The sequence below is a fragment of the Porphyromonas sp. COT-108 OH2963 genome (assembly GCF_000768895.1).
GTDB lineage: Bacteria > Bacteroidota > Bacteroidia > Bacteroidales > Porphyromonadaceae > Porphyromonas_A > Porphyromonas_A canoris.
This window is the reverse complement of sequence record NZ_JRAP01000003.1, coordinates 40182-62563: the sequence shown is the minus strand read 5'-3', so window position 1 is coordinate 62563 and position 22382 is coordinate 40182. Positions and strand designations below refer to the sequence as shown.

At 42.1% G+C, this 22382-nt stretch carries 16 protein-coding genes; 14 read left to right on the top strand and 2 right to left on the bottom strand.

The window, feature by feature from the left end:
• Window positions 1–42: 42 nt before the first annotated feature.
• From HQ39_RS01720 to HQ39_RS01710, 3 genes are all read left to right on the top strand, one after another.
• The gene (locus HQ39_RS01720; RefSeq protein WP_036863161.1) at window positions 43–2004 is read left to right on the top strand and encodes a glycogen debranching enzyme N-terminal domain-containing protein; all 1962 of its coding nucleotides are present in this window, start codon (window positions 43–45) and stop codon (window positions 2002–2004) included.
• A 27-nt stretch (window positions 2005–2031) separates the two neighbouring features.
• Entirely contained in the window at window positions 2032–3291 is a 1260-nt protein-coding gene (locus HQ39_RS01715; RefSeq protein WP_036863158.1) for a glycosyltransferase, read from the top strand.
• 62 nt (window positions 3292–3353) lie between these two features.
• Window positions 3354–4670: a glycoside hydrolase family 57 protein gene (locus HQ39_RS01710; RefSeq protein ID WP_036845841.1), complete on the top strand. Its 1317-nt coding sequence runs from the start codon at window positions 3354–3356 to the stop codon at window positions 4668–4670.
• A gap of 2 nt (window positions 4671–4672) precedes the next feature.
• Here the strand turns inward: HQ39_RS01710 and mnmD are convergent, their stop codons facing one another.
• Window positions 4673–5359, bottom strand: coding sequence for a tRNA (5-methylaminomethyl-2-thiouridine)(34)-methyltransferase MnmD (mnmD, locus tag HQ39_RS01705; RefSeq protein ID WP_036863156.1), 687 nt, complete (start codon window positions 5357–5359; stop codon window positions 4673–4675).
• Between the two features lie 881 nt (window positions 5360–6240).
• Here mnmD and HQ39_RS09120 point away from each other — a divergent pair.
• The 7 genes from HQ39_RS09120 to HQ39_RS01670 all read left to right on the top strand — a co-directional run bounded on the left by HQ39_RS09120 (window position 6241) and on the right by HQ39_RS01670 (window position 16103).
• The gene (locus HQ39_RS09120; RefSeq protein ID WP_052079341.1) at window positions 6241–8364 is read left to right on the top strand and encodes a type III pantothenate kinase; all 2124 of its coding nucleotides are present in this window, start codon (window positions 6241–6243) and stop codon (window positions 8362–8364) included.
• Window positions 8357–9643: a hypothetical protein gene (locus HQ39_RS01695; RefSeq protein WP_036863154.1), complete on the top strand. Its 1287-nt coding sequence runs from the start codon at window positions 8357–8359 to the stop codon at window positions 9641–9643. The genes HQ39_RS09120 and HQ39_RS01695 overlap by 8 nt, the downstream gene beginning before the upstream one ends.
• A 68-nt stretch (window positions 9644–9711) precedes the next feature.
• Complete coding sequence (locus HQ39_RS01690) at window positions 9712–11088, top strand: tetratricopeptide repeat protein (RefSeq protein ID WP_036863152.1); 1377 nt, start codon at window positions 9712–9714, stop codon at window positions 11086–11088.
• 9 nt (window positions 11089–11097) lie between these two features.
• Window positions 11098–11838, top strand: coding sequence for an LPS export ABC transporter periplasmic protein LptC (gene lptC / locus HQ39_RS01685; protein ID WP_052079339.1), 741 nt, complete (start codon window positions 11098–11100; stop codon window positions 11836–11838).
• A gap of 23 nt (window positions 11839–11861) precedes the next feature.
• Window positions 11862–13130 (top strand): hemolysin family protein, encoded by a 1269-nt coding sequence (locus HQ39_RS01680; RefSeq protein ID WP_036863150.1) that lies wholly within the window; start codon window positions 11862–11864, stop codon window positions 13128–13130.
• 73 nt (window positions 13131–13203) lie between these two features.
• A complete protein-coding gene (locus HQ39_RS01675; RefSeq protein ID WP_036863147.1) occupies window positions 13204–15357 on the top strand; it encodes a peptidylprolyl isomerase in 2154 nt (717 codons plus the stop codon).
• A 98-nt stretch (window positions 15358–15455) separates the two neighbouring features.
• Complete coding sequence (locus HQ39_RS01670) at window positions 15456–16103, top strand: hypothetical protein (protein WP_036863144.1); 648 nt, start codon at window positions 15456–15458, stop codon at window positions 16101–16103.
• A gap of 129 nt (window positions 16104–16232) precedes the next feature.
• Here HQ39_RS01670 and HQ39_RS09735 read toward each other — a convergent pair whose 3' ends face one another.
• On the bottom strand, window positions 16233–16361 hold the full coding sequence (locus HQ39_RS09735) for a hypothetical protein (RefSeq protein WP_262498708.1): 129 nt from the start codon (window positions 16359–16361) through the stop codon (window positions 16233–16235).
• A gap of 207 nt (window positions 16362–16568) precedes the next feature.
• Here HQ39_RS09735 and HQ39_RS01665 point away from each other — a divergent pair, with 207 nt between their 5' ends.
• The 4 genes from HQ39_RS01665 to HQ39_RS09115 all read left to right on the top strand — a co-directional run bounded on the left by HQ39_RS01665 (window position 16569) and on the right by HQ39_RS09115 (window position 22234).
• A complete protein-coding gene (locus tag HQ39_RS01665) occupies window positions 16569–17471 on the top strand; it encodes an ABC transporter ATP-binding protein (RefSeq protein WP_036863141.1) in 903 nt (300 codons plus the stop codon).
• A gap of 6 nt (window positions 17472–17477) precedes the next feature.
• Entirely contained in the window at window positions 17478–18278 is an 801-nt protein-coding gene (locus HQ39_RS01660) for an ABC transporter permease (RefSeq protein ID WP_036863139.1), read from the top strand.
• 500 nt (window positions 18279–18778) lie between these two features.
• On the top strand, window positions 18779–21328 hold the full coding sequence (locus HQ39_RS01655; protein ID WP_036863136.1) for a hypothetical protein: 2550 nt from the start codon (window positions 18779–18781) through the stop codon (window positions 21326–21328).
• Window positions 21329–21349: 21 nt separating this feature from the next.
• Window positions 21350–22234, top strand: a complete 885-nt coding sequence (locus HQ39_RS09115) for a GLPGLI family protein (protein ID WP_052079337.1) — start codon at window positions 21350–21352, stop codon at window positions 22232–22234.
• Window positions 22235–22382 lie beyond the last annotated feature (148 nt).

The following is a 22382-nucleotide window of genomic DNA, read 5'->3' as shown; positions in this document are numbered from 1 at the left end:
GCTATATTTGAAGGAGAATGAATCTACTAAAATTAGCCTGTTATGAGCTATCTGAAATTTGACAGAAGTAGTATGAGTAACCTCGAAGAGGTACTCAATAAAGAGATATTGCGTACAAATAGACGAGGTGCTTACCACTGTTCCACTTTAATAGGTCTGAACACAAGAAAATACCACGGGTTATTGGTCGTTCCTATTACACATTTAGGACCTCACAACTATGTGCTTCTTTCTTCTTTGGACGAGACCGTCATACAGCATGGAGCGGAATTCAATCTTGCCGTGCACAAGTATGAGGGAGAGCATTTTAGTCCTAATGGTCATAAGTATATCCGTGAATACGATCTGGATGGCGTGCCTAAAACGATATACAGAGTAGGTGGTGTGATTCTATGTAAAGAGATTGCTCTTTCTCGTGAAGATGATCGGGTACTCATTCGATACACTCTCTTGGAGTCTCAATCGAAGACAACCCTCCGTTTTCGTCCTCTCTTAGGATTTAGGAGCGTGAAAGAGCTGTGCATTGAAACGCAAGATGCCAATCTTAATGCCTCTCCGGTGATAAACGGACAAGAATTTTGCCTCTATCACGGATTCCCTAAGCTTGCTCTCCAAATGACTAAAGAGAACGAGTATGTCTCTCAACCCACATGGTACAAACACTTTTTGTATGATAAAGAGAGGGAGAGAGGTCATGCCTGTACCGAGGATCTTCCGATGCCCGGATACTTTGAGGTCGAAATAGAGACCGGAGAATCCATCATTTTTTCCGCAGGTCTCTCTCCTTTGGAACCCGAAAAGATCTCCTCTTTATTTGATGAAAGTGTCGAAGAACGCACGCCAAGAACAAGCTTTAAGAATTGTCTTGTAAATGCTGCAGACCAGTTTTACTATCAGCCGAACGAGGAGCGAGCTTACCTGATGTCCGGTTATCCGTGGGGAGGAGTAAAGGCAAGAAATATGCTCATTGCACTTACCGGGTGCAGTTTTGGTATAGGAAAGCCGGAAAGATTCCATCGAATTTGGGATACATTCTGGCCCGCCCTCAAGCTTTTTATGGAAACCGGACAAGTGGATTCTGTCATAATGGATATAGATAAGCCGGATATTCCTCTTTGGGCGGTGAATACAATAATAGATTACTCCAAGTGGACAACTCCGGAAGACACTCGCGAAAAGTTCGGAGAGGCATTGCGATACATCATAAATTATATTTCGTCCAGCAGGCATCCGAACATGAAGTTGGAAAACAACGGACTTCTCTATGCGTGGAGCAAGGATAACCGCCCCATCACATGGATGGATGCAGAGTGGGATTTCCAACCGGTTGTCAAGAGAGAAGGCTATATCGTGGAGTTTAATGCCTTGTGGTATAATGCTCTGTGCTTCTATAAAACATTGCTTGAACCCGATAACGACAGATTGGAAGACGAGATCGCAAGAGTCTCCGAATCTTTTGTTCGTGTCTTCGTGAATGAGCATAATTATCTCTTCGATTACGTTAATCCCAACCTGCCTCAAGATTGGAGTGTAAGACCCAATATGTTGTTCGCAATAGGTTTGATGTACTCACCACTCTCCCGAAGGCTTCAAAGATCGGTGCTTGACATCGTGACGAAAGAGCTTTTGACACCGTTAGGATTACGGACACTAAGCCCTATAGGGAAAGTTTATAAGGGATATTGTAACGGAAGTTTGAGGGACAGATCTCTATCATACTACAATGGAGGCGTCTGGAGTTGGCTTATGTATCCTTACCTGAGCGCCTATCTTCATCTCTTCCGAAGGGCAGGATACTCTTTTGTTGAGCGTATGATGATACCGTTTGAAGGAGAGCTTTCCAATCACGGAATCGGTACCATTTCCGAGCTATACGATGCCACTCCTCCTTTTTACAGTAGAGGAGAGATCTCTTATGCCACAAGTATCAGTGCGATACTTAGGATCAAAAACAGGCTGGATGATGATATACGCAGAGGTGATGATATATTCGATATTTTCTAATCAGAGAAATACCTTGATAGATAAACTATGAAAGCATTGATGTTTGGCTGGGAATTCCCACCGCATATACTTGGAGGACTCGGAACTGCAAGTTACGGACTCACTCAAGGTATGAGTTTGCAGGAGGATATGGATATCACATTCGTTATTCCTAAACCGCATGGAGACGAAGATCAGTCCTTTTTGCGTATCATAGGAGCGTCTCAAGTTCCTGTCGTGTATCGTAATGTGGGCAGAGAACAAGTGGATGCAATGATAGGAAGACTAATGTCTCCGGAACTCTACTTCCATTTGCGTGAAGGAATTTATACCGATTTCAACTATCTGCATACCAACGAACTCGGATGCCTTGAATTCTCCGGAAGATATCCGGATAACCTGATGGAGGAGATCAACAACTACTCTATAATGGCAGGGGTATTGAGCAGACGGCTCGACTATGATATTATTCACTCTCACGACTGGCTCACTTATCCTGCCGGCATACACGCCAAGAGCGTTAGCGGAAAGCCTTTGGTCATCCATGTTCATGCTACGGACTTCGACAGGTCAAGAGGGCAAGTTAATCCACAGGTATATGCTATAGAGAAGAACGGAATGGATTACGCCGATCATATTATCACTGTAAGTAATCTTACCCGTAATACCGTGATAGAGAAGTATCACCAAGATCCCAAGAAGGTAACCACCGTTCACAATGCCGTAACACCACTTAGCCCCTCTATCTTGAGTATAAGGGATAAGAAGGGCGTAAAGGATAAGGTCGTAACCTTTCTTGGTAGAATAACCATGCAGAAAGGTCCTGAGTTTTTCATTGAAGCAGCTGCAAAAGTTTTGGCTAAAACGAAGAACGTCCGTTTTATAATGGCAGGAAGCGGAGATATGATGGATCAGATGATCCGTCTGAGTGCCATGAGAGGCATATCCGATCGGATGCACTTTACGGGCTTTATGAAAGGAAATCAGGTGTACGAAGTCTTCAAGGCAAGCGATGTATATGTGATGCCTTCCGTTTCCGAGCCTTTTGGTATCTCTCCTCTCGAAGCCATGCAGTGCGGTGTCCCCAGTATTATCTCCAAACAGAGCGGTTGTGCCGAGATTTTGGACTATGCCATCAAAGTGGACTATTGGGATGTGGATGCTTTGGCGGACGCTATACACGGTCTGGTAACCTATCCGGCATTTCACACATTCCTCAAAGAGGAGGGCTTGAAAGAGGTAAATAATATCAAGTGGGAAGATGCAGGGCTCAAAGTAAGGCATATTTACGACCGGCTTTTGAGGTAGCATTGCAGCACTTTTACGGAATAACCATTAACTAAGAATATTTTCACATCAAAGATAAAGTCATGAAAAGAATATGTCTCAATCTAAACTTGCATCAGCCTTTCAGGCTGAAGAGATATCGCTTCTTTGATATAGGGAATGACCACTACTATTTCGACGATTTTCAGAACGAAGAAGTCTTTCGTCTGTTAGCAGAAGAGTCTTACCTTCCTGCACTTAGAACAATAAGAGATCTTATCATACAGGACAGGGTGCCATTCCGATTCTCCATTTCCATATCCGGTACTGCATTCGAGCAGATAGAGCTGTATGCTCCGGAGTTGTTGGATCTTCTTTTGGACATCAACTCTACCGGACAGATAGAGTTCATCGCCGCACCATACTCTTACTCCCTCTCTTCATTGGGAGATACCGCAGAGTTTGAGAGAGAGGTCGGGGTGCTTTCCAAGAAGATCGAACTTCTTTTCGGAGTCTCTCCGAGAGTGTTGAGAAACACAGAGCTGATCTACTCGGACGATATAGCTCTTACGGCTCAAAAGATGGGCTTTAAGGCGATGATGACGGAAGGGGCAAAGCACGTTCTTGGCTGGAAAAGTCCCAACTATCTGTACTCTTCGGCAGAAGCTCCGGAGCTTAAACTGATGTTGCGCAATGCCTCATACAGCTCCGATCTTGTACGACACTTCTCTAACCTGCACTGGTCCGAGTATCCTCTTACCACAGAGAAGCTTGCCGGTTGGTTTGCCAATCTTCCCGAGGTAGAAAGCTTTGTTTACATAGATATCCCATTGGAAACATTCGGTCATATCCACAAGCGTCCTTCCGGAATCTTTGAGTTTCTCAAGGCTCTGCCTACTACGTTGGAAAGCAGAGGCATATCCATGGCACTGCCATCCGAGATCCTTCAGCAGGAAGAAGTGGCTGCACCGCTCTCTGTTCCGTCTCCTATCTCTTGGTCGGAAGAGGAAAAAGGTATCACTTCCTGGCTTGGCAATGTGTTACAACAAGAAGCATTCAGAAAGTTGGGCGAGTGGGGAGAACGGTTGAGACTAAGTACAGACCGAAGGCTGTTCCTGGACTGGTTGCATCTTCAGTCTTGCGACCACTTCTTCTATATGACTACACTCTATCAGGATGTAAGGCCTTTCAGTCCGTATGATAATGCTTATGATGCTTTCAACAACTATATGAATGTTCTTAGCGATGTGGTTCTCCGTATTCAGGCACAGTATCCGACTTCCATCGAAAACGAAGAACTGAGTGCGTTGGTGCTTACCATACAAAATCAGGATAAGCAGATCGTGGCACTGGAAAAAGAGCTTTCCGAACTGAAAGCCAAGAAAAAGACAACAAAGAAGAGTACCAAAGCAGCAGAGTAGAGCTACAATTTTGTGGCACGGAGTATCTCTCTTTTTCCCGGAGGACCCGGAAGTCTTTCCACGTTGAACCCGGCTTCTTGAAGCCCTCTTCTTACAATGCCCTTTGCGCAATAGGTTGTGAGGATGCCGTTTTTCCTAAGACAGGCTCTCATTTTCTTGAAGAAAGGAACGCTCCAAAGCGGACTTTCCACTTTGTCAGGCGCAAAAGGATCAAAAAACAGCACGTCGATGCTCTCGTTTTCAAAGTTGAAATCAAGAGCATCGGCGTGTTCTTTTATCAGGGTCAGATTGGAAAGAATCCCGGTTCGGGCATTCCATTCTGCACGGAAAATCTGCTCGACATGCTCTTTTTCCATACCGAGCCTTTCCGCATAGTTCAGAGAGAGAAGAACGCCGGTGGGTAGAGGCTCGTACTCAATGCTCCGCATCTCAAAAGACAGTTCCGGATGTGCAAGGGCGTATTCCAGTACACACACTGCATTCAGCCCCATACCAAACCCTATCTCCCCGATCCGAACCTCTCTGCTTGAGGTCTGTTCCAGAAAATGTTCCAGTCCGGCACGGATATAAACATGTTTGGACTCGGTTATTGCCCCATTGGTCGAATGATAGCTTTCATTACCACCATCAATGAGAATGGTATGACTCCCATCCGAAGTCTCTATAAGTGCAATCTTTTTTTCTTCCATCTTTTTTCTTTTTAGGGTATAAAGGTAGAAAAAGATGCCGCATTTTTCCACAATCCGAACTTCAAAAAAGCAGCATTTTGGTGGTGCTTTTATATAAAAATGAATCTCCCGATTTTCTCTCCGATCTGCTCTCTTTTTTTCCGATGTTGCACTTCATGATCACAAAGAGGTGGCTTAGAGTATTGATTTTTAGGGTTATACAGAAAATCGCGAATTTGGAAAAATTTTTTTCTCAGTCCGTTTGATGGGGCTTTTTCGCGTTAATAAACATAAAATTTAACGCCTTTGTCTGTGAACGTTTCCTAATAAAGAAATTTGCCTTTTCAGGGGCATTTTAGGGCGAAAATAGTTAATCTATTGATATTTAGCAGTTTGATGTTTTTGGCTAAACACGTTAATCGAATCCGGTAAACGTGTTTAATGAAATCGGTAAACGTGTTCATTGAAAAATTAAACACGTTAAGCCGAAAGAATATGNAAACACGTTAATCGAATCCGGTAAACGTGTTTAATGAAATCGGTAAACGTGTTCATTGAAAAATTAAACACGTTAAGCCGAAAGAATATGCTCGTTTACTGTTTTGGGTGAACGGGTATCGAAAATGGTGTTAATAAAATGGGGCGAATTTAACAATTCGGTCGTGCTTTGAAAACGACCCCTCCGATCAAAATAGAGAGAGGGAAAATCGGGCAGAGGCTTCGGTACGGAATATATAAAAATAGAGTACTGCCATTTTGTCTTGAAATGCTCTCTTTTTCTCTTGTGCTGTCGGGTGGCATAGCTGTTCTTTGAACGAGCATCGGAGAGGAGTATAAAATAACTTGTCTGAAAGCTATTAAGGAAGAAAAATTATGTGTATTTTTGCCCCTTGAATAGAAAAATGAAGGACAGAATATCCACATATTCAGAAGCAACCACTTATCTTTTCAATAGCTTTCCTATGTTTCAAAACGTGGGAGGGAAGGCGTATAAGCCGGGATTGGAAACGGTCTTAAAACTCCTCGAGAAGCTTGGCAATCCTCATCTGAAAATATCTACCATTCATGTGGCAGGTACCAATGGGAAGGGATCAACCTCTTCTCTTCTTGCCTCGGTGCTGCATGAAAGCGGACTTCGAGTAGGCTTGTTCACATCCCCTCACCTTGTAGATTTTTCCGAAAGAATCCGTGTAGATGGCAAAGTGATAGAGCAAGAGTTTGTTATAGATTTCTGCAACTCTGTTAGAGAATGGTGCAGGGAGCTTGGGCTCTCTCCCTCTTTTTTCGAGCTTACCACGGCAATGGCATTTGCCTACTACGTCCATAAAAAAGTGGATATCGCCGTGATAGAGGTCGGAATGGGAGGACGCTTGGACAGTACCAATGTCATCACGCCCGTTTTGAGTATTATCACCAATGTCAGCCTCGATCATACCACCTACTTGGGAGATACATTGGCTGCGATAGCCGGTGAGAAAGCCGGTATTATAAAGCCCGGCATTTCCGTTGTATTGGGTAACCATGAGAGTGAAGAGGTGAGACAGGTGGTGGAAGATAAGGCTCGGCAGGAGAGTGCTCCGCTTTATCTCTGCGACAGAAAAGCCGTTCTGCGCTCTTACGAAGAGGATCCGGAGGGAGGATATAAGCTGGATAGCTGTCGTTTTGGAGAGATAAAGCTCCCTCTCAAAGGTGCTCATCAGCTGGAGAATGCCACTACGGTGCTGACCGCTTTAGGGCTTCTTGAGACTCTTTTGAAGGGATCGAAAATAGACTCGGACGCTGTCCAGAAAGGTTTTTGGAACGTAGAGAGTGTAGGGCTTGCAGGTCGGATGCAGAAGCTGAGCAGCATGCCGGATCTCTATATAGACACCGGGCACAATGTCGGAGCATGGGCTCATCTCAGCCCTTACCTGGAGTCCGTGCTCGATAAAGGGAAAAAGCTCCATATCGTGATAGGTATGGCGGAAGATAAGGATGTCTCTGCCGTCTTTGATATGCTGCCCAAACGTGCACGCTACTACATCACCCAAAGCAGAGGCGAACGTGCTTGTGCGGCAGAGAAACTATCGGATCTGGCATCTTCCAATGCGCTTGACCACACTGTGGTTAAGCCGGTGTGGAGGGCTTTGGAACAGGCATACTCGGCAGCAATGATAGCACCGGAAGAGTCTGTCGTTCTGGTTTGCGGAAGCAATTTTGTGGTTGCAGAGGTGCTGGAAAGGGAGTTGTCGCTCCTTACCGACTGCTGGAAGTCTCCGGCAGGAACATCTCTGGTCGGCTCTTTTTTCTTGACCGTAGATAGCGGTAATACCGCCTTAAAGGCGACTCTATACCATGGACGGATGGCTCTTTGGGAATATTCTTCCTCTTCGGTAAAGGAGCTTATTGTTCCGTTGCAGAAGGCTTTGGAAGACCTTGATATACCGAAAGAGAGTGTCAGGAGCATGGTAATATCGACGTCGGTACCTTGTTCGGTCTTGGAAGCCGAGCTGAATGGAATAGGGTTGAAAACCATTCCTTTCGACCTCTCGACACTTCGTCTGCCTTTCAAGATTGCCTACGACTCTCCGGAGCAACTGGGACAGGATCGGGTTGCAGCGTGTGTAGGGGCTTATCTGTTTGCTGAAGGAAAAGATTTTTTGGTCATAGATTGCGGAACGGCAATTACGATAGATCTTGTTCGGAATGGAGTTTACGAAGGAGGTGTCATAGCTCCCGGACTGGATATGAGGCTGAAAGCTCTTCACGACTACACGCACAGACTGCCTTTGGTATCCAAGAAATTGAATCCGGGGTCTCTCATAGGACAGAACACCGAAGAGTGTATCTATCACGGTACCGTCTCTTCCGCTGTGTTGGAAGTGGCTGGATGGGTGGAGAAGATAACGAAAGAGGTTGCTCCTGTTTTGGTTTATTTAACGGGCGGAGACCGAATTTATTTTGAAACAATAGCGAAAAATACCATCTTTGCAGATGGTTGTCTTGTTCAGACAGGACTAAATGAGATATTGATAGCGAATGTATAGAAAGATAGTACAAAGGCTTGCTGCAATGTTTGCAGTAGCAATGGTTTGTTTCGTGGGAGTAGCCGAGGCTCAAAATATTGAGACTTCGCCCCTCTCTCGTTATGGTTACGGCTCTTTGGTGGATCCCTCCCCTGTTTCGTACAGAGGTATGGGAGGTGTCGGTGTAGGGTTGCGTCAAGATGGTATGATCAACTTCAAAAATCCGGCTGCCTTCTCCGTTGTGGATTCTCTATCTTTTGTCTTTGATATAGCTCTCACTTCGAACTATAAGATGTTCAGAGAGAATCAGCTTAAAAAGAGTACATTCCAGGCGAACATAGACTATCTGGCGTTTCAGATGTCTCTTTTCAACTCTGTGGGTCTGAGCCTTGGCGTTATCCCTTATTCGAGAGTGGGGTATTTGGCACAAACTTCCGGAGATATTGAAGGATTCCCCAATGCAACTTATAAACAGACTTTCAAGGGTGAGGGATCGTTGCAAAATGCTTACATGGGAGTTGGTTTCAAGTTGTTTGAGAAGTTATCGTTGGGAGCAAAGGTCAATTACCTTTTCGGTTCTACGATACACGAAGTGCTTTCTCAACCCAATTCATCGTTGATCAATACACGTTTTGTGAGAGAAACATGGCATACATCCACATGGTCGGCTGCGTTTGGAGCACAGTATCATCATCGCACCAAAGAGTGGGAGTCCGTGTTGGGAGCTACATTTTCTCCTTCTTTGGGTCATAGGCCTAAGATGGTACTTTTTGAAGATAGAGATTTTGGTAAAGTCCTTACTCCCGATGTTACCACCAAAGAAGAGTCTTACGTTGGTAAGTTGCCTATGGAGATAGGAGTCGGTGGAAGTTTTAATTATAAGAATAAACTTTTGACTGCATTGGACGTCAAATATACAAATTGGGAAAGCGTTCCCAATCTGTTTGAAAAGCAGAATGTATCATATAAGGATGCTTGGCAGGTTGCTTTGGGTGCTTCTTATACTCCTAATCCTTTCTCTCGAACCTATTCGGACAACATAGTGTATCGTGCAGGGCTCAACTATGCAACACCTTATATACAACATCATAAATGGGGACAGTCTTCGACCTTAGGGCTATCTCTCGGTCTCGGACTTCCTATATATGTTAATGACGAGAGAGCTTCTCTCCTTAATCTGAGCTTGGAGTACGTTAAGAGTCTGAATGATAAACAAGCTATCTTGAAAGAGGACGCGATAAAGCTCTCCGTGAGTATAAACTTCAGTGAAACGTGGTTCCGTAAACTCAAGATATATTGATGATAACGACTGTAAAGGTCTTTTGTGATAGATAACAAAGAATGTAAAATAGCAAAACAGAATATAAGATGAAAAAAACACTACTTTTCACCATTGCCATGATCGCAATGAGTGCATGGTCTTCTAAGGCTAACAATGTTGCTTCTGTGATAGCAGACTCTACTCCGAATGCTGCTATTGATACAACAGAGTGTCGTAAGAATGTGTCTTACTTCAAGATTCATGCTAAGACCAACAACTTTCAGGATGCTTACGATTTCTGGTTGAAGGTTTACAAGAACTGCCCCGATATGACTAAGGATATCTATATCGTCGGTCCTCAAATCTTGAAATGGAAAGTGGCACAAGCAAAAACGCCACAAGAGAAAACAGAGTTCATCAACCAGCTTATGGAGGTTTACGATACAAGAATGAAGTATTTCGCAAACGATCCGCAATTTGGTCCTGACTATATTTTAGCTTCTAAGGTTGCCGACTATATAGAGGTAATGGCTGAAAAGGCAGACTATGAACTGGTTTACAACTGGCTTAAGGATATTGTGGCAGAGAAGAAAGAAAAAACAGACTACATGGCTCTGAACTTCTACCTCTACTCTTCCATGGTGAAGGTGATTAAGAATGCAGATCACAAAGAGCAATATATAAATGAGTATCTGACTATCTCCAAGTACTATGAAGATGCTCTCAAGAAAGCTCAAGGAAGTGGTGATGCAGACAGACAACAGCTCTACACAGACCTTAAAACTGCAGCAGATACACAATTTGCTTCAAGTGGAGCTGCAAGTTGCGATATGCTTCAAAAGATATATGGTAGTAAGATAGAAGAGAACAAAGACAACAAGGAGTACTTGGATAATGTTATCGCTCTTCTTCGTAGAGTAAACTGCCAGGAAAGTGATGTCTATTTCCGTGCATCTGAGTTTGCTTACGCTATCTCTCCTTCGGCTGAAGCTGCTTTGGGGCTCGCTAAAAGAGCTCACCTGAATAAGGATAGAGTAAGAGCGAATCAACTCTTTGAGGAAGCTGCATCTCTTTCTACCTCTTCAGACCAAAAGGGAGATATATATTATATCATCGCCCAGCTTGCATACGAACAAGGTCAGTACTCTCGTGCAAGACAATATGCCAATAAAGCTATGGAAGAAAAGTCGGGCTTTGGAGCACCATTGGTATTGATTGCTAATGCTTATGCGGCAACAGCTAACTCAATCTTCCCGGATGACTCAGTGAAGTCTCGCATCGTTTATTGCCTTGCAGTGGATAAGCTTGAAAGAGCACGAGCAATAGACCCATCCATCGCAGCGGAAGCAGGAAGATTGATCGCAAGATACAGATCTTACTATCCAAGCAAGGAAGATGTCTTTATGCACCCCGATCTTAAAGAGGGACAAAGCATGGCTATCGGTGGATGGATAGGTGAAAGTACCACTATTCGTGTGAAGTAATAGCTAAACGTGGACAACGACAAAGATCATAAACAAGGTTTTAAGACCCTTATAAATACAATAACACAACCTCAAGTATGGGGTTGTGTTATTGTTGCATTATGTCTCTCATCTATTCTGGCATCTTGCGGAGGTGCAAAGACGGATGCGATAAAAGATAATTCGGACAGCATTGCATATACCGTATATACCAGTGGAGTAGAGACACTGATTTCGGACTCCGGTGTTACGAAATATAAGCTAAAGGCAGACGAATGGTATATTTATAATAACGATACTTTGGATCAGTGGAGCTTCCCGAAAGGAATATATCTGGAGCAGTTTGATACCCTGTTTGTACCGCAAGCTACCGTAAAGTCCGATACAGCTTTTTACTATGTAGGACGAGATACTTGGGAGTTGATAGGAAATGTTGAGATCATCAATCTGTTGGGAGATAGGTTTACAACCAATAGAATGTTTTGGAATAGAACAAGACAACTTATATATTCCGATGAATATGTGAGGGTAGATCTCGCCAATGGAAATCAGATAGAAGGTATCGAGGGATTTGAGAGTAACGAACAGATGACCCGGTTTGAGTTTAAGAAGTCTATGGCAAACTTTTTACTGCAAGACGGAGAGATGGTCAATTCGAAAGCCTCTTCCGGAACATCTTCTGCTTTTACCACTCCTACGGACTCTCTTCCTAAAAAGAAAGAGGAGAAAAAACTTAAACATAAGTCCGATATTAACACGACGACCAATTAAGTCAAGACTTATCAGGAAGAGCCATGATTTATCTTTACATTTTTATTTGCATCTTATTTTCAGCCTTTTTCTCCGGGATGGAGATTGCTTTTGTCTCATCGGACAGGCTACGTATAGAGTTAGACAAATCTTCTTCCAACCGTATTGGACGGCTGCAAACACTTTTCTTTAACAATCCGGGACAGTTTATTACCACAATGCTTGTGGGGAATAATATCGCTTTGGTCGTCTTTGGTCTCCTTATGGCTCAGCTTTTGGAGCCTCCTCTTTCCCGTTTTATTTCCAATCCGTTTCTTGTTGTCCTTGCTCAGACACTTATCTCTACGGCGATCATTCTCATAACGGCAGAGTTTATACCTAAGGCTATTGCTAAAATCAATCCCAACTGGAGCTTGAGATTTTTCTCTTTCCCCCTTGCTCTGATCTACATCATCCTCTATCCTATCGCAAAGTTTTCCGCTCTCTTGTCCAATCTGTTGCTGTTCCTGTTCGGAATAAGAAAGGACATGAGTGCAGAGGTAAAGCTCGGCAAAATAGATTTGGACAATTATATAGAGATAAATCAAGGCGACACCTCTGCAGGTAAAGAGACTACGGTAGGAGGAGTAAAGATACTACAGAATGCGATAGACTTTTCCGACATTCACCTAAGAGATTGTCTGATCCCTCGCAACGAGATTGTTGCTGTAGAGGAAAACACCACAAGGCAAGAGCTTTTAGAGTTGTTTATCTCTTCCGGATTTTCCAAAATAATAGTTTATAGAGATACAATAGACGACATCATCGGCTATATACACTCGGTGGAAATGTTTTCCGAGCAGAGAGGAGACTGGAGAGAGAGCATCCGATCTACGCTTTACGCTCCAGAAAGTGTACTTGCTCAGAAGATGATGAAGAAGCTCATGCAGGAAAAGATGAGCATTGCCGTTGTCGTGGATGAGCTTGGAGGTACAGCCGGAATAGTTACACTCGAAGATCTTTTGGAAGAGATCTTTGGTGATATAGAGGATGAGCACGACACTCTATCGGTTGTGATGAAGAAGATCGGAGATAACGAATACATCTTTTCGGGGCGTGCCGAGATTGATGACATTAACGATAAATTTGATCTTGATCTGCCTACCTCTCCGGACTATCTTACCATAGCCGGATTGATATTGGATCATCATCAATCCCTGCCCAATAGAGGAGATGCTATCTTCTTGGAACCAAGCTTTAAGTTTAATATTATAAGAGCGACAAAAAATAAAATAATGTTGGTACGTTTGACCATAGCTAATTCCCCTGAATAGTGTAGCTATACAGTAAAAAATATGTACCTTTGTTCCTCGTAAATCATGTAAATTAAAACTATAATATCATTATATGGCAACATTAGAGAAAATCAGAAGTAAGTATGCAATCTTGCTCGTTGTACTATTGGGCTTGGCTATGCTTGCATTTGTACTTGGAGACCTTTTCAGAGGAGGGTCTGCTTTGTTTCAAGACAGCCAGATGGTTGTATTGAGTGTAAATGGTGAGAATGTCAAGATTCAAGATTTTGAAAAGAGGGTGGAAGAGACTACTGAGAACTACAAGATGTTCAGTGGAAACAGAGAGCTCACAGAGGCAGACTACCAACAGATTCGCAATCAAGTCTACTCTATGATCATCATGGAGAATGTTTTGAATAGCGAAGCCGAAAAGATAGGTCTTACCATCTCTCCGGAAGAGGTTTACGATCTTGTTCAAGGTGAAAACATTTCTCCTCTTATCCTACAATCTCCGATGTTTAAGGATGAGCAGGGCAACTTTGACAGAAATGGATTTATCGAGTTTAGAAAGTCTATTGGAGAGAAGCAAGTAAACGAAGCATCTCCCGAACTTCGTCAGCAGTTGCTACAATACCGTGCTTACTGGTTGTCCATAGAAAATCAAGTCAAAGAGTTTCGCTTGAATGAGAAGTACGATGCTCTTTTGACCAAAGGAATTGTTGCAAATAAGCTGGATATAGCAGCTGCAACCACAGAAGAAAAAGAGATTGCAACCATCGCTTATGTTGCACAAAACTCTTTTGCAATGCCGGACTCTCTTGTCTCTGTCTCTGATGCAGAGATGAAAGAGTACTACAACACTCACAAAGAGATGTTCAAAGTGCCTGCATATAGAGTGGTTGATGTGATTTACTCTACTCTTCTTCCGAGTGAAAAAGATAAGGAAGACACAAAGAAAGATATAGAAGATGCTGCGGCAGAACTTGCTCAAGGAGACAACTATGACGATATCATCTCTTCTTATTCAGATATGAAGTATATCGACTCATACCTTTCAGAAGGTCTTCTCTCTTCGGAATACTTCTACACCGGAATGTTGGACGAGCTGAAGAGTGCAGAGGTTGGTGCCGTACTGCCGGTACATCACAACAGCGGTACATACGCAGTGGCAAAGCTTGTTGGCAGGAAAGTGGCTCCGGACTCAATATTTATCCGCCACATCCTACAACCTTCAACAGCCGAAGGCACTAAGGTTATAGACAGCCTTTTGAATGTATTGGGTTCTACTCCGGCAGCGTTCTCGGATCTTGCAGCACAGTTCTCTCAAGATCCCGGCTCTAAAGACAACGCAGGCGAACTTGGTTGGGTAACAGAGGTACAAGCCTTGCAATCGTTCGGTGAAGAGTTCCGCGATGCTCTTTTCTCTGCTCAGATCAATAAGCCATTCAAGTTCTCTTCTCGTTTTGGAGAGCACATCCTTTTGGTCGATAAGGCTACAGCTCCGGTCAATAAGTATAAGGTGGCATATCTTTCAAAGAGTGTAGAGCCTGGAACAGAGACATATACCAAGGCATACAACGATATCAGCTCATTCAAGGCTGCTTACAATAAGGCAGAAGGCATAGATACAGCTGCCATCAACAAGGGTTATCAAGTGCTTTACAACATGGAAGTTTACCCATCATCTTCCGCTATTGCTCAAAATATCCAAAGCAGTAGAGAGCTGGTACGCTGGGCATTCAATAACCCAAAGGGATCTATCTCCGACATTAAAGACTATGACGACAAGTTCGTAATGGCTGTTGTACGCAAGGAGATACCTCAAGGTTACAAGCCGTTTGAAGAATCAAAAGAAGAGATTCGTCCTGTATTATTGAACGAAAAGAAGGTTGAAAAGCTCTTCGCACAGTTGAAGTCTGAAAATCCTCAGTCTTTGGAAGCATTTGCAGCTGCTCACTCTCTTCCGGCAGATACTTTGAAACACTTGGGCTTTGCAAGTACCAGAATAGACGGTGTCGGTTTTGAACCTGCTCTTAATGCTGTGGCAGCTTCTGCTCCGCTCAATAAGGTTCTTCCTGTAAAGGGTATGAACGGCGTTTATGTAGTGAAGGTTGAAGAGAGAGTACCTAATATCAACTCTCCTCTAACCGGTGCAAACGCAGGAGATCTTATCCAAGCCAACCTTCAGTCTAAGGTAAGAATGCAGGCTTTGAGACTGCTCATGTCTAAGATGGATGTTGTTGACAATAGAGTACGTTTCTATTAAACAGCAATAAAGACATAGATAAAACAGAAAGGGGATCTTTCATCGGCTTTGCCCGGTCGAAGATCCCCTTTTTTATACCCTTATTCTACTTATTTGTTATGAACAAAATTCTACTCTTTCTACTCCTTCTTTCTTTTCCTCTGCTTTCTAATGCGCAGAACCGGGAGCAGGACGACACTCTATCCGTTACCGATACTCTTCCCGAAGGTGATATGTCCGACCTGTTGGACTTTCTGGGTGTCCGTCTCTACAAACTGAAAATCTCTTCCTCCTTGCCCCTGACTCATCCCAAGGCGATACTTATTGAGAAGATCGAAGGAGGCTCGGTAGCGAGAGACACGATCTCTTTCGCCGACATTTTGGCACATCGTTCCCAAAATGATCTATATACATCTTACCCTCTTTCCGGACTTGGGCAGATTTCAAAGAATAAAGATGGAAAAGCCACGTTAAAAGTGAGCTTCAATCTGCCCATACTCAAGCAAGATGCCACTCGTGAACTGAAAGTGGACGAGCAGCAGGCAAAAGACTATATCTTTTTCTCCGTCGCTCATGCCTATCCGAAGTTTGAACGCGGAGTCTTTACACCTTTATTTGTTTTCATTCCTCCCCTCTATATGGAGGACGGATTCGGTTCCTACTGCGCCATCAATTATAGCAAAGTTCCGCCCATTGAGTGGAAAACCAAGTTTGGATTGGACAACTACATCATATACTCCTTTCTGTTCGATAGGGTAGAGCCGTAGAAAGATTATCGGTAGAAGATTGCCTCTTATTTAAGATAAAGGCAGCCCTCACTGTTATCCCACTATCATAATCATAAAGACCATGTTTAGATTATCTGCTAAACATGGTCTTTTTCTTTCTTGAATAGGTTAGAAAGTTAGAAGCAAGGCTTGCTCTCTCCGCTTCACACTTTGCTCTTTCCACTTCATGCCTTGCTTTCCAATATTCAAAGCTCGGTTTTTACCTATCAAGCCTTGAACTACACTTCTGTAAGGCATCAATCTTTCTTTTATACGTGTATGGAACACTTTTCATTCGTGTTTAAGTTAGAAACAGAGAAGACACAAAGCTATCTAATAAAAGGGTAGAAAGTATTGATAAACCACCTAAAGCTTACTTTCTGATACAATAGCCTTCGTTGGATTTTGATAATAACAGATATATTATATACCTTTGATGCATAGTTTAATTAAAAATTTAGTTCTATGGATAGCATACTATCTATAAAAGGGTTGCATTTTGCTTATCAAGGCAACCAAGTCCTTCGAGGAGTCGATATGGAAGTGCCTCAAGGATCCGTGTTTGGCTATCTGGGAAAAAACGGAGCGGGAAAATCTACCACCATAAGGCTGTTATTGGGGTTGCTTCCGATAGGGAGGGGGGAGATTTTTTTTCGAGGTGTTAATCTTAAAGAGTCTCCACTCCTTCTGCGCTCTTTCTCCGGTAGTATGATAGAACACCCATTTTTTTATCCGTTTCTGACCGTATCGGAAAATCTGAACTACCTTGATACTATATTCGGGATGGGCAAACAACGAAAAGAGGAGGTATTGTCCCTAATGGGACTTAGTGATCATGCCGACAAGAAAGCCCTTTCTCTTTCATCCGGATTGAAGCAGCGTTTCGGTCTGGCCATGTGTCTGTTCAATCGCCCGAAGATGTTGATTCTTGACGAGCCTCTCAATGCGTTGGATCCCCAAGGGATATATGAGTTACGATTGATCTTGAAGCGGCTGAACCGGGAAGAGGGAGTAACCATATTCCTTTCGAGCCATATCTTGGAGGAGTTGGAGAAGCTGGCAGACCACGTCGCCATCATCCACGAAGGCAGAATACTTTACCAAGGGAATATTGACGGTCTGACAAGAAAACAGCCCGACATCGTAAGTTTTAAGGTCAATGATACCTCTGTCATCACTCGTCTGGGGTATGACTCCAACTTTTCTTTGCTGGGCGTTCATGATTCAAATCATGTGGAGTTTGAGATCGGGAACGAAAATGAATTTGCTCGCCTGATAGCTTCCATGTCGAAAGACGGAATCTCTATATACAACATAACCCACAAAGGCTCTGCTCTCGAAAATGCTTTTATCCACCTTACAGAATAGATAGTTATGAAATCCAAGCTCTCTCTTTCGGCTCTATGCGGAGCAGAGATCTATAAAGTTTTTCACAACAGGATCATTGTTTCCTGTCTGTTATCCCCTTTGCTCGTCTACCTGCTTGCACTTATCTATATGCTCTATAAGGGGCGGAGCGGACTTTTTGGCTATGAGATGCCTCAGTATGTCGGTAATCCATGGATGACGATCTGGTCTCGCCACAGCTTTCCTTTCCTTTCGTTGATGCTGCCACTGGTTGTAACAGTTGTATCTTATCTGCTTTGTGAGATCGAGTTTCAGAATGACAACATCAGGTCTCTCTTTTCTCTGCCCGTTACGAAGTGGAAGCTCTATCTGTCTAAAGTGCTTGTGCTATTTTTTCTGATCGTAATAGTGTCTGTTATTACGTGGGCAGGCTTCATTTTGGGCGGGTATCTGTTAGGTTTTTTAATGCCGGCATATCCATTTGCAGAGTATGCCGTTTGGTTGCCATCGCTACAAATTCTCTCAAGGATCTTGCTGGCTTCATTCTGTGTCGGGATGATAGAGTTGGTTTTCAGTTTGTTCTCCCGAAACTTTACGCTGCCCGTTATTTCGTGCATTCTTTTGACAGGTATTGCAATCTTTGTTACGAACGAACCGATTGGCTCTTATCTGCCATTTGCAACCTATACTTACATTGGCTCAGTACGTCCGATAGAAGAACTGATGGGATACGATATGCGAGACATTGCCAACCTGATACTCTTGGGAGGAGGGATGGTGTTGGGATACATATATTTTACACCGGAAAAGAGGCGTTTGCTGCCCTAAGAAAATATAGACCTTCGGATAAAAAAAGAATAAAACCTAAGGACTTAATAATAAGAGAATAACATTTAGTTTGCTATTCATTGCCCTTAATACCGGAATGTGCAGAACAGAAAAGATTATATCATTTCGTGTTTCTCTTAGCGAAATTCTTAACAAGTTATGACTGTATGGAGACCAACCTTTTGATTGTATAGGTGAATATAAGATAAAGGCTTTGTCAGATAGTAATATAAAAATGTGAAGATGCTTCGTATAGACATTGTTAAGGTAAAATAAATGTATTACTTTTGGAATATCCTATTAGAGTTAGAAAATTCTATTAGGGTATTTTTTGTTAATCGCTTTTTTATGATTACACAGATTGTAGGGCTACAAATGCACATGGGATAAAGAATAAATCCTTGACACAATCTTGAAGTTGATGTTTTAATCAATGAATTAGCATAGGGGCGAATTTCCTATAAGATATATTGCTCCTCTCTATACCTTATATTAAACCTATGAAACGTCTGCTCTTTTTGGTGATATTCATATTTACTACTTTCAAAGTCTCTTATGCTCAAGTTCGGATAGAAGGTACAATCACTCCAATTGGTGATAACTTAATATTCGTAATAGGGACATCTCTGCAGAATAATCGACCACTTTCGTATACGCAAGCAGATACAAATGGTCGCTATTCTTTAGTTATTAACGCTGCGGAGCTAAAACGGATTCGTTTGACAGTTAAAGGATTGGGTATAAAAACGATTGTAAAAGAGATAGAGAATAAATCACAAAAGATAGATTTTAAGGTAGAACAAGAAGTTCACAGATTGCAAGAAGTTACAGTCAAAGCTTCCAAAATAAGAACAAGAGGGGATACTATCAGCTATACTGCGGGAGCTTATTTCAGTAAGAATGATCGAGTTTTGAAAGATCTTCTAAAAAAGATGCCCGGTATTAGTGTCGATAATGAAGGTAAAATACAGGTCAATGGTCAGTGGATTAAAGATTTCTATATAGAAGGCAATAACCTGCTTGACGATAGGTACAATATTGCCACAAATAACATCAATGCAGAAGATATTGCTTCGGTTCAAATTCTACAACATCATCAAGAGGCAAAGATATTAAGAGGCAAAGAGTATAGCGACCAGCCGGCTATCAATATCCGACTAAAGCAGGGAGCCAAAGGAGTTTGGGCTTCTACTTTAGATGCCCAAGCGGGAGGAGTGCCACTGGCAAGAGATGTAAACTTTAATATAATGAAGTTTGCTTCCAAGCATCAGAATATATCTTTGCTTAAAAGCAACAATATAGGAACCGACTTGAGGCAAGAGCTCAAAGCACCAACCAATATCAATACTGAAGAGGGAATAGGACTGGTACTACCCAATAAAGCTCCCATCAATAACTCTTGGTCTTATCTGAATGATACTCACTCGGCTTCTATAAATCAGTTATTTAAGATTGATCAAGACAGGACTCTGGCATTAAATGTCAACTATCTCTATGATAAAGAGCAGAGAGAGTCAAACGATTATCGGAATTTCTTTTTGGATAACAACGAACAGCTTATTTTCAAAGAGCAAAATAGCCTACAAAACAGACGGCACTACTTAGCAAGCAATATCAACTATAAACTAAACTCGAAGAAGTGGTATCTGAAAAATACTTTTAATACCCACTTCAATACCGGTCATGCAGATGGAGATCTAAAGCAAATGAATGAAGCAGTTCAACAGAATTTGAGTCAGACAAATTTTGCCATATCCAATAGCTTGATAGTGCAAACACCCTCCAAACACTTATTGTCTCATATCTCCTCCAGGCTATCTTTTAGAACAACGCAATCGACTCTAAAAATACCACTTAATCAACAGACATTCGACAGATATTCTTTCGATACGGAGCACTCTTTGTCTTTATATCGGACGAAAGTGGGATGGACGCATTTTGATATAAGAGCCAATAACATCACCAAGGCTGAAAGACTAAAAATAGCACTATCCGATGAACACTCCAATGAGTCTATGATTCAATATGGTCTTTATGTAGTGCCTCGCTTATCCTATTTTCATCCCCATCAAGCATGGCAATGGTTTGTCTATTGCCCAATCGGGATAAAAGGCTATCAAAAAGAGAGCGAAAAGAACGAAATCCAATCGGAACATTATTGGAATATCACTCCAATGCTTTCAATCAATTACAAAGCGAGTGATCGTTTTGAGGTGAAGGCTTCCGCTTCTTATCAAGATGAGTACAATGGCTTACTTGAATTGTTGTCTCATCGTTATTATATCAACTATCATACTCTCTTTAACAACCAAGCAAGTTTGGCTCCTTTGCGTAACAAAAGTTTGAAAGCATCTGCCGTCATCAATTATAAAGACATATTACAGATGCTCTTTGCCAATATATCCTTTACTGTGGCTGATCTACGGAAAGGCTATATGAATGCTTACGGATCGGAAAATGATAAAATCATTCATCAACTTATTAAACAAGAGAAATATTATCAGGTTTTTCAGATTACTCAGGAGTTCTCAAAAGGTTTTTATAAATGGAACAGCAAAGTATCTGAAATGATCAGTCTCGGACGTGATCGGCAGAATTATCTAATCAGAGGCAAGCACTATGATGGATATACTAACTTCTTAGTGGCTCAGATAAGTGGTATGGCTCAACCTCTTAAATGGCTATCAGTTTCATCGAATAATAATGTCTCTTTTTCTCAATCTTATGTGACGGATCAAGGAAAAAAGGATAACTACTGGATGCTACAGAGCAGCAACAATCTTCTGATCAATCTATTCGATCCTGTTATGCTAAAAGCAGAATCTGAAGTGTATTACAACAGTTATTTCTCATCCGATAGAGTTACTCAGCTTTTCAATACCTCTCTTGAGTGGAAACTGAGACGTGCCACTCTCAATCTCATGTGTATCAATCTATTTAATCAAACTGTTTATCATCGCGCCATAGATAGTGGTGTTTTGCTTTCTGTCAATGATGTTGCACTGAGAGGACGTACTTTCTTGGTTGGAGTAAGAGTTAAGTTATTTTAATCATTAAAATAGAAATGAATTATGAATGCAAGATTTTTAGTCCGTTCGGCAATTCTTCTCATTATCTCTTTGAGCTATTCCATGCAACTGAAAGCTCAAGTTCAGATGTCTTATATAATGGATAGTCCCGAATTTGTATTAGCATCGCTTAACCCCAATAAGTACAGCGTATTGGATAGTGCCTATCTTACCTTAACCTATCATTTTCAGACCAAAGCATCAGAGAATGACACACAACTAAGTATCGAAGATGATATGGTGCTGCTCATTGGTAAGAGATACACCTCTTTCTTTAGTAAGAATCTCAGAGAAAACGACATACTCAATGATTCATTGGTTCGTGTAGTAGGATATTTTGAACCAAATGACATTGGCTGGCAAGGGTATGAGATACGACAAAATCTGTTGAAAAAAGAGTTTACGGTTGATAATAGAATTCCATTTACAACGGAAGTTTATCGTTATGAAGAAAAAGTGCCAATGATGACTTGGCATATTCAAAACGAAACAGACTCTATTATGGGATATAATTGTCAAAAAGCGACATTGCATTATGCCGGAAGGGACTATATCGCTTGGTTTACATCAGAAATACCTATCGGATTCGGTCCGTGGAAATTTCAGGGATTGCCCGGTGCAATTTTGAAGATAACGGACACAAAAAATAACTTCATATTCGAATGTGTTGGTTTGTCCCAACAAGCACGACCGATTCTCAATTATAATTGGAAATACAAGAACGCAACGAAAAAGGAGTGGCTAAAATTTGAGAAGTATATGTATGAGCAAGCCGGGCGCTTCATTAAGAATCTTGGCGTTCGCGTATTGATTATGGATAATTCTGAAAAAGGTAGCCACTCTGTTCCTGAGAGCTGGAGTGCATACTATAATCCAATGGAGTTCTAAAAAATGGACCCGGTATGGAAATCATAAAGAGCGAAAACAATTTTCAATGTGCTGAATGAAGAAGACTCTTATGAAGAAAATCGGAGTGTTAAAAACAAAATCTCCAGATTATTACCGCATAAAATTTAAGGGCTGACTTCCCATAAAG